This window comes from Segatella salivae DSM 15606, from assembly GCF_000185845.1.
GTDB classification, from domain to species: Bacteria; Bacteroidota; Bacteroidia; order Bacteroidales; family Bacteroidaceae; genus Prevotella; species Prevotella salivae.
This window is the reverse complement of record NZ_GL629647.1, coordinates 185,343-192,335: the sequence shown is the minus strand read 5'-3', so window position 1 is coordinate 192,335 and position 6,993 is coordinate 185,343. Positions and strand designations below refer to the sequence as shown.

The following is a 6,993-nucleotide window of genomic DNA, read 5'->3' as shown; positions in this document are numbered from 1 at the left end:
AGATGCGAAAGATAAGGCATTGGTTAGCGTAGGACGCTTAGTTGCAGTGGGAGCGCTCATCATTGCCTTGATTGCTGTAGAGCCTTTATTAGGTGGTCTAGACCAAGCCTTTCAATATATTCAAGAGTATTCAGGCTTCATTTACCCAGGAATCATTGTTGTGTTTGGCTTAGGATTGCTTTGGAAAAGAGCCTCTTCTACCGCTGCAGTATGGACAGCTATCCTCACAATTCCTATGGGAATATTATTTAAAATAATGTTACCTAATGTTGCTTTTCAATTCCGTGCGGGATATATTTTCATCCTTCTCTTTGTATTTTTCGTTGTGGTTTCTTATTTCGATAAGAAGTATGTGCGTTGTGAACAGCCTTCAGAAACCGATCAAAAACAAATGTTACTTTGGGCGAAAATATTAGGCTCCGCTGGTATCCTAATGATTCTCGCAGCAGCTATTGTAACCATTTTGGGCATGATACACCCTGGAGGAAATCCTGATACAAGTGTTATTGCCTATTTAAATGACATCGGTTTCCAAGCATTCTATTTCTTTGGGGTGCTTACTGGCTCATCAGCAATATGGTTATATAGTAATTCTAAAGACAGGGTTCAAGATGTAAAGGCGCTCCCAATCAACTTAAAACTATTTGCAACAGACCGCGGATATACGATTGGCACCTGTGGAATTGTACTGATTACTTTCTTACTTTATGCTTTGTTATGGTAAGAATAAACATGAAGATAGATTGTGATCAAAATATAAACAACATTTAGAAATGATGAAACATGAACTATATTTTCTAACATAAAAAATTAATTAGACATGACAAACTTTTATGGTGAACATACCAAACTATACGTATCAGTAGACTGTATTATCTTTGGTTTCGAGAAAGGTAAATTAAAACTTCTGCTTGGTAAAAGGAAAATGGACCCAGGACGTGGGGATTTATCGCTTTATGGCGGCTTCGTGGGGGCAAAAGAAAGCTTAACAGACGCTGCAAATAGAGTGTTGAAAGACCTCACTGGCCTTGGAAATCTTTATATGAAGCAAGTTGGTGCCTTTGGAAATATAGATCGTGATCCGGGAGAACGCGTTATTTCAATTGCATATTGCGCACTTATCAACGTTAAAGACTATGATGATAAGCTTCGGATTCAGCATGGCTTAGAGTGGGTAAACTTAGAAGAGATGCCGAAACTCTATTCAGATCATAATATCATGGTCAGCAAAGCAATTACAATGTTGCGCCGTCGTATTAATACAGAACCCTTGAGTTTCAATTTACTTCCTGACTTATTTACACTCACTCAGTTGCAACATGTCTACGAAGCGATATTGGGAGAAGAAATCGATAAACGTAACTTTAGAAAACGAATTAAGCAAATCGACTTCATCGAAAAAACCGAATTGATAGACAAAGTGACATCAAAACGTGGTGCAGCATTGTATCGTTTTAATAAACGCGCCTATGAAGATGATCCGTATTTCAAGTTATAACATTTCATGATAAAAGACGACCAATATGTTGGAAGAACTAAAAAGAAAAGTCTATAAGGCCAACCTTGACCTTGTGAAACATGGCCTTGTCATCTTTACATGGGGCAATGTGTCAGGCATTAACCGTGAGAAAGGATTAGTTGTCATTAAGCCTTCGGGAGTAAGTTATGATGAAATGTCTGCATCTGATATGGTAATTGTAGACTTATTTACAGGAAATGTTGTTGAAGGGGACCTCAACCCTTCATCCGATACGCCTACACACTTAGAATTATATCGTAATTTTACGAAGATAGGTGGCATTGTACACACTCATTCAACCTATGCAACAGCATGGTCACAAGCAGGATGTTGCATACCCAATATTGGTACGACACATGCCGATTACTTTCATGATGCGATTCCATGTACCGAAGATATGGTAAAGAAGCAAATGGATGAATATGAGTTAAACACAGGTGTTGTCATTGTAGATAAATTCAAAAAAGAGCATATCGACTATCAACATACACCAGGAGTACTCGTTAAAAATCATGGTCCTTTCACTTGGGGAAAGAGCCCAGATAATGCTGTTTATAACGCAGTTGTGATGGAACAAGTAGCCAAGATGGCCTTTATCTCATTCAATATCAATCCACAAACAACCATGAATCCTCTCTTAATAGAGAAACATTTCAATAGAAAACATGGGCCAAATGCCTATTATGGACAGGAAAATAAATAATAAAAGTAAATAACTAAAAACTTAAAATCATGATTAAAGCTTTTGAACAATTTGAAGTTTGGTTTATAACCGGAGCACAATTATTATATGGAGGTGATGCTGTCAAGCAAGTAGATGGACACTCTAAAGAAATGGTTGATGGCCTAAACAACTCTGGTTTACTTCCAATTAAAGTAATATATGCAGGTACAGCAAACTCTTCGAAAGAGATTGTTGATGTTATGTTGCGTGCAAATAATGAGAAAAGATGTATCGGAGTGATTACATGGATGCACACATTCTCACCAGCTAAGATGTGGATTAAAGGGTTACAACTTCTCAATAAACCATTGCTCCACCTACATACTCAATATAATCAACAGATACCTTGGGACACTATGGACATGGATTTCATGAATCTTAATCAGAGTGCTCATGGAGATCGAGAATATGCTCATATCCTTTCAAGGCTCCGCAAGAATCGCAAGACCGTGATAGGATATTGGAAAGACGAGAAAACTCAAAAGCATATCGCCATATGGGAGCGCGTATGTGCAGGTTGGGCGGATGCTCAAGATTGCTTAATACTACGATTTGGTGACCAAATGAATAACGTTGCTGTAACCGATGGAGATAAAGTTGCTTTCGAACAGGTTATGGGTTATCATGTAGATTATTGTCCATTCTCAGAAGTTTTGTCTTATTTTGATAAGATTCCTGACACAGATGTCGATAACTTAGTAACTATTTACTTCAAAGATTACGAACATAATGCGAAGCTTGAAGATAAAAATACGGAAGAATATAAAAAGATATGGAATTCAGCTAAGGCAGAAATAGCGATACGAAAAATATTGGAAGCTTATGGCGCAAAAGGCTTTACTACGAACTTTGACGATTTAGGCGATGTCGAAATAGAGCAAACAGGTCATGGTTTTGACCAAATCCCAGGTTTAGCCTCACAGCGTTTAATGAGCGAAGGAATCGGATTTGGTGCGGAAGGTGACTGGAAGTCGGCTGCATTATATCGTACAACATGGTTTATGAGTCAAGGATTGGAGGGTGGAACTTCATTCCTCGAAGATTATACCCTTAATTTTGATGGAGAGAATACATCTATTCTTGAAGCACACATGTTAGAAATCAATCCAGATATTGCTGAGGAAAAGCCTCGTTTAGAAGTTCATTTCCTTGGTATAGGTTATAGAAAGAGTAAAACGGCAAGATTGGTTTTCACAAGTAAACAAGGTCATGGTGTTACTGCAACTATTGTTGATATGGGGAATCGTTTCCGCCTTATTGCAAATGATGTCAACCTGATTAAATCAAAACCACTACCAAAACTTCCTGTGGCTTCAGCCCTTTGGGTGCCAGAACCATCATTTGAAGTTGGCGTAGGTTGCTGGTTAAATGCTGGCGGTACACATCATTCATGCTTCAGTTTCGGTCTAACAGATGAATACTGGCGTGATTTTGCAGAGATAGCAGACATAGAAGTTTGTATTATTAATAAGGATACAGACTACGAGCAATTTCGAAAAGAACTGAAATTCAATGAAATTTACTACATGTTGAATAAAGCTCTTCGTTGAATTTCTAAATAATTTTGATAACCATGGATGCAAAAAATATAATAGAAACAGGTAAAGCTGTACTTGGTATAGAGTTTGGTTCTACCCGAATAAAAGCGATTCTTGTGGCACCTAACAATCAGTCTATTGCACAAGGTAGCTTTACATGGGAAAATAAAATAGTTGATGGACTATGGACTTATAGTGTAGATGACATCTGGAATGGCTTACAAGAATGTTATATAGCTTTGCGCGAAAACGTTAAATCGAAGTATAATACAGATATAAAAGTATTGGCTGCGATAGGAATTAGCGCTATGATGCATGGCTATATGGCGTTTAATGAAGACCAAAAACTATTAATTCCATTCCGTACTTGGCGTAACACCAACACTGTTAAGGCCGCAACGGAGCTCTCATCCCTGTTTAATTTCAATATTCCTCTACGTTGGAGCATTTCCCATTTATATCAATGTATTCTCGATAAAGAAAGACATTTGCAAGAAGTTAAATTCATAACAACTCTTGCAGGCTATGTACATTGGCAACTGACAGGGGAAAAAGTTTTAGGAATTGGAGATGCATCAGGTATGTTCCCCATTGATTCTACAACTAAGAATTATGATGCTGAGATGATAAGAAAGTTTGAAGAACTAATTACCCCTTATCATTTTTCATGGAAACTTCAAGATATTCTTCCTTCAATTCTATTAGCCGGTAAAAGTGGAGGAACTCTAACAAAAGAAGGGGCTGCTCTACTTGACAGTTCTGGTCAATTGCAACCTGGCTGTCCTTTATGTCCACCTGAAGGTGATGCTGGTACAGGAATGGTTGCAACTAATGCCATAAGACCACGAACAGGCAATGTATCAGCAGGAACATCTTCTTTTTCTATGATTGTGTTAGAGCGAGAACTATCTAAAGCTTACGAAGTAATTGACATGGTTACAACCCCAGATGGCGCTCCTGTAGCAATGGTACATTGTAATAATTGTACGTCAGATTTGAATTCATGGATAAACATTTTCAAAGAATATCAATATCTTATTGGGGCCAAGATTGATGAAAGTGAGATCTACGAAAAACTTTTCTCACATGCTCTCGAAGGTGATAATGATTGTGGAGGACTAATATACTATAATTATATTTCAGGCGAACCAGTTACTGGTTTGACCGAAGGTCGTCCACTCTTTGTACGTTCTGTAAACGACAAATTTAACTTATCTAATTTCATTAAATCGCAATTGTATGCAACCATTTGCGTGCTAAAGATTGGCAATGATATTTTGTTTAATGACGAAAAGGTAATGGTTGACAGAATTACTGCGCACGGAGGACTATTCAAAACCAAAAATGTTGCACAACGTTTCCTTGCAGCTGCCTTAAAGACTCCAATCTCTATTATGGAAACTGCAGGCGAAGGAGGTGCCTGGGGAATAGCATTACTTGCAAGCTTTCTTGTCAATAAAGAAACGAACCAAACTCTTGATGAATACCTTAACCATAAGGTCTTCGCTGGAAATACAGGGATAGAAGTCACTGCAAACGATGATGAGATTAATGGATTTAATGCTTATACAGAGAATTATAAACTTGGGTTATCCATTGAGCAAGCAGCCATTAAATTCAAAAAATAATATAAAATTTCAACAACTACTTTTCAACAACCTAATTTTTAAATAAACAGAGGGAGCTACTCTCTGTTTATTTTTTAAACTCACTAAAAATCAAAAACGATATGAAAAAGAAAGTCTTAACTATTGTTCTTTTTATTCTGAGCAATACATTAATTAGCTTTGCTGAAGATACAAAGATTATTCTACATACTAAACAAAGTGCAGGAACAATCCATAAAGAGTTATATGGGCAATTCGCAGAACACTTAGGAACATGTATTTATGGTGGATTGTGGGTCGGAAAAAACTCTTCTATCCCTAACATTAATGGCTATCGAAAAGATGTTTTACATGCATTACAGGACCTAAAAGTACCTGTATTAAGATGGCCGGGAGGTTGTTTTGCTGATGAATATCATTGGATGGATGGGATAGGTCCTCAAGATAAACGCCCAAAAATGCAGAATAATAACTGGGGAGGGACTATTGAAGACAACTCGTTTGGAACTCATGAATTCTTAAACTTATGTGAATTATTAGGGGCAGAACCATATATTAGCGGAAATGTAGGCTCTGGAACTGTTGAGGAATTAGCTAAGTGGGTTGAATATATGACAAGCGACGGCGATACTCCAATGGCAAATCTACGCAGAAAGAATGGAAGACAAAAGGCTTGGAAGGTTAAATATCTTGGCGTTGGAAATGAAAGTTGGGGATGCGGAGGCAATATGCGCCCCGAATATTATAGTGATCTATTCCGCAGATACTCCGTTTATTGCCGAAACTACGATACAAATAGGCTTTATAAAATAGCTTCTGGAGCAAGTGATTACGATTACAATTGGACAAAAGTTCTAATGGATAATGTTGGCAATCGCATGGATGGACTTTCCCTTCACTATTATACAGTAAAAGGTTGGAGTGGAAGTAAAGGTTCTGCTACAAAATTTTTGAATGATGAGTATTATTGGACGATTGGAAAATGTTTAGAGATAGAAGATGTAATCAAAAAGCATTGTAGTATCATGGACAAAAGAGATCCACAAAAAAGGATTGGACTTCTTGTTGACGAATGGGGAACCTGGTGGGACGAAGAACCAGGAACTATCCGCGGACATCTATATCAACAAAACACTATGCGGGATGCTTTTGTTGCCGCTTTAACCCTAAACATCTTTCATCGTCATGTTGATCGTATCAAGATGGCTAATATTGCACAGGTAGTAAACGTTCTACAAAGTATGATTTTAACGGACATGAAAGGAAATGGTCATATGGTTTTAACACCAACTTATCACGTTTTCAGGATGTATCAACCATTCCAAGACGCAACAGCATTACCTTTAGAGGTTAGTTGCGACTCTATAAAAGTGAGAGAAAACCAAACAATCCCAACCATCTTTTCAAGTGCAGCAGAGACCAAAGACAATTCTATTGTCGTTTCATTGGCAAACATCAGTCTCGACAAATCACAAGATATTGATATTGTTTCAGACCTATCAACAATTAATAATATCACAGGAGAAATCCTAAAATGCAAGGATATTTCTGATTATAACGACTTTGAGCATCCTCAAACTATTACTCCTCACGTTTTCAAAGATA

At 37.5% G+C, this 6,993-nt stretch carries 5 protein-coding genes and 1 pseudogene; all 6 read left to right on the top strand.

Features of this window, described 5'->3' with window-relative positions:
* Positions 1-724 (top strand): annotated as a pseudogene (locus HMPREF9420_RS14485) (sodium/glucose cotransporter); the annotation flags it as partial.
* A gap of 96 nt (positions 725-820) precedes the next feature.
* The gene (locus HMPREF9420_RS00870; RefSeq protein WP_007133485.1) at positions 821-1,498 is read left to right on the top strand and encodes an NUDIX hydrolase; all 678 of its coding nucleotides are present in this window, start codon (positions 821-823) and stop codon (positions 1,496-1,498) included.
* Positions 1,499-1,523: 25 nt separating this feature from the next.
* Positions 1,524-2,222 carry an L-ribulose-5-phosphate 4-epimerase gene (locus tag HMPREF9420_RS00865; protein WP_007133484.1) on the top strand — a complete coding sequence of 233 codons (699 nt, stop codon included), beginning with the start codon at positions 1,524-1,526 and terminating at the stop codon, positions 2,220-2,222.
* 29 nt (positions 2,223-2,251) lie between these two features.
* The gene (gene araA / locus HMPREF9420_RS00860) at positions 2,252-3,793 is read left to right on the top strand and encodes an L-arabinose isomerase (protein ID WP_007133483.1); all 1,542 of its coding nucleotides are present in this window, start codon (positions 2,252-2,254) and stop codon (positions 3,791-3,793) included.
* Between the two features lie 23 nt (positions 3,794-3,816).
* Complete coding sequence (locus HMPREF9420_RS00855) at positions 3,817-5,409, top strand: xylulokinase (RefSeq protein ID WP_007133482.1); 1,593 nt, start codon at positions 3,817-3,819, stop codon at positions 5,407-5,409.
* Positions 5,410-5,510: 101 nt separating this feature from the next.
* A partial coding sequence (locus HMPREF9420_RS00850) for an alpha-N-arabinofuranosidase (protein ID WP_007133481.1) occupies positions 5,511-6,993 on the top strand: 1,483 nt, incomplete at its 3' end.

Coding starts and splice junctions, on each gene's coding strand:
- HMPREF9420_RS00870 (WP_007133485.1), top strand. CDS start 821: ATGACAAACTTTTATGGTGAACATACCAAACTATACGTATCAGTAGAC.
- HMPREF9420_RS00865 (WP_007133484.1), top strand. CDS start 1,524: ATGTTGGAAGAACTAAAAAGAAAAGTCTATAAGGCCAACCTTGACCTT.
- araA (WP_007133483.1), top strand. CDS start 2,252: ATGATTAAAGCTTTTGAACAATTTGAAGTTTGGTTTATAACCGGAGCA.
- HMPREF9420_RS00855 (WP_007133482.1), top strand. CDS start 3,817: ATGGATGCAAAAAATATAATAGAAACAGGTAAAGCTGTACTTGGTATA.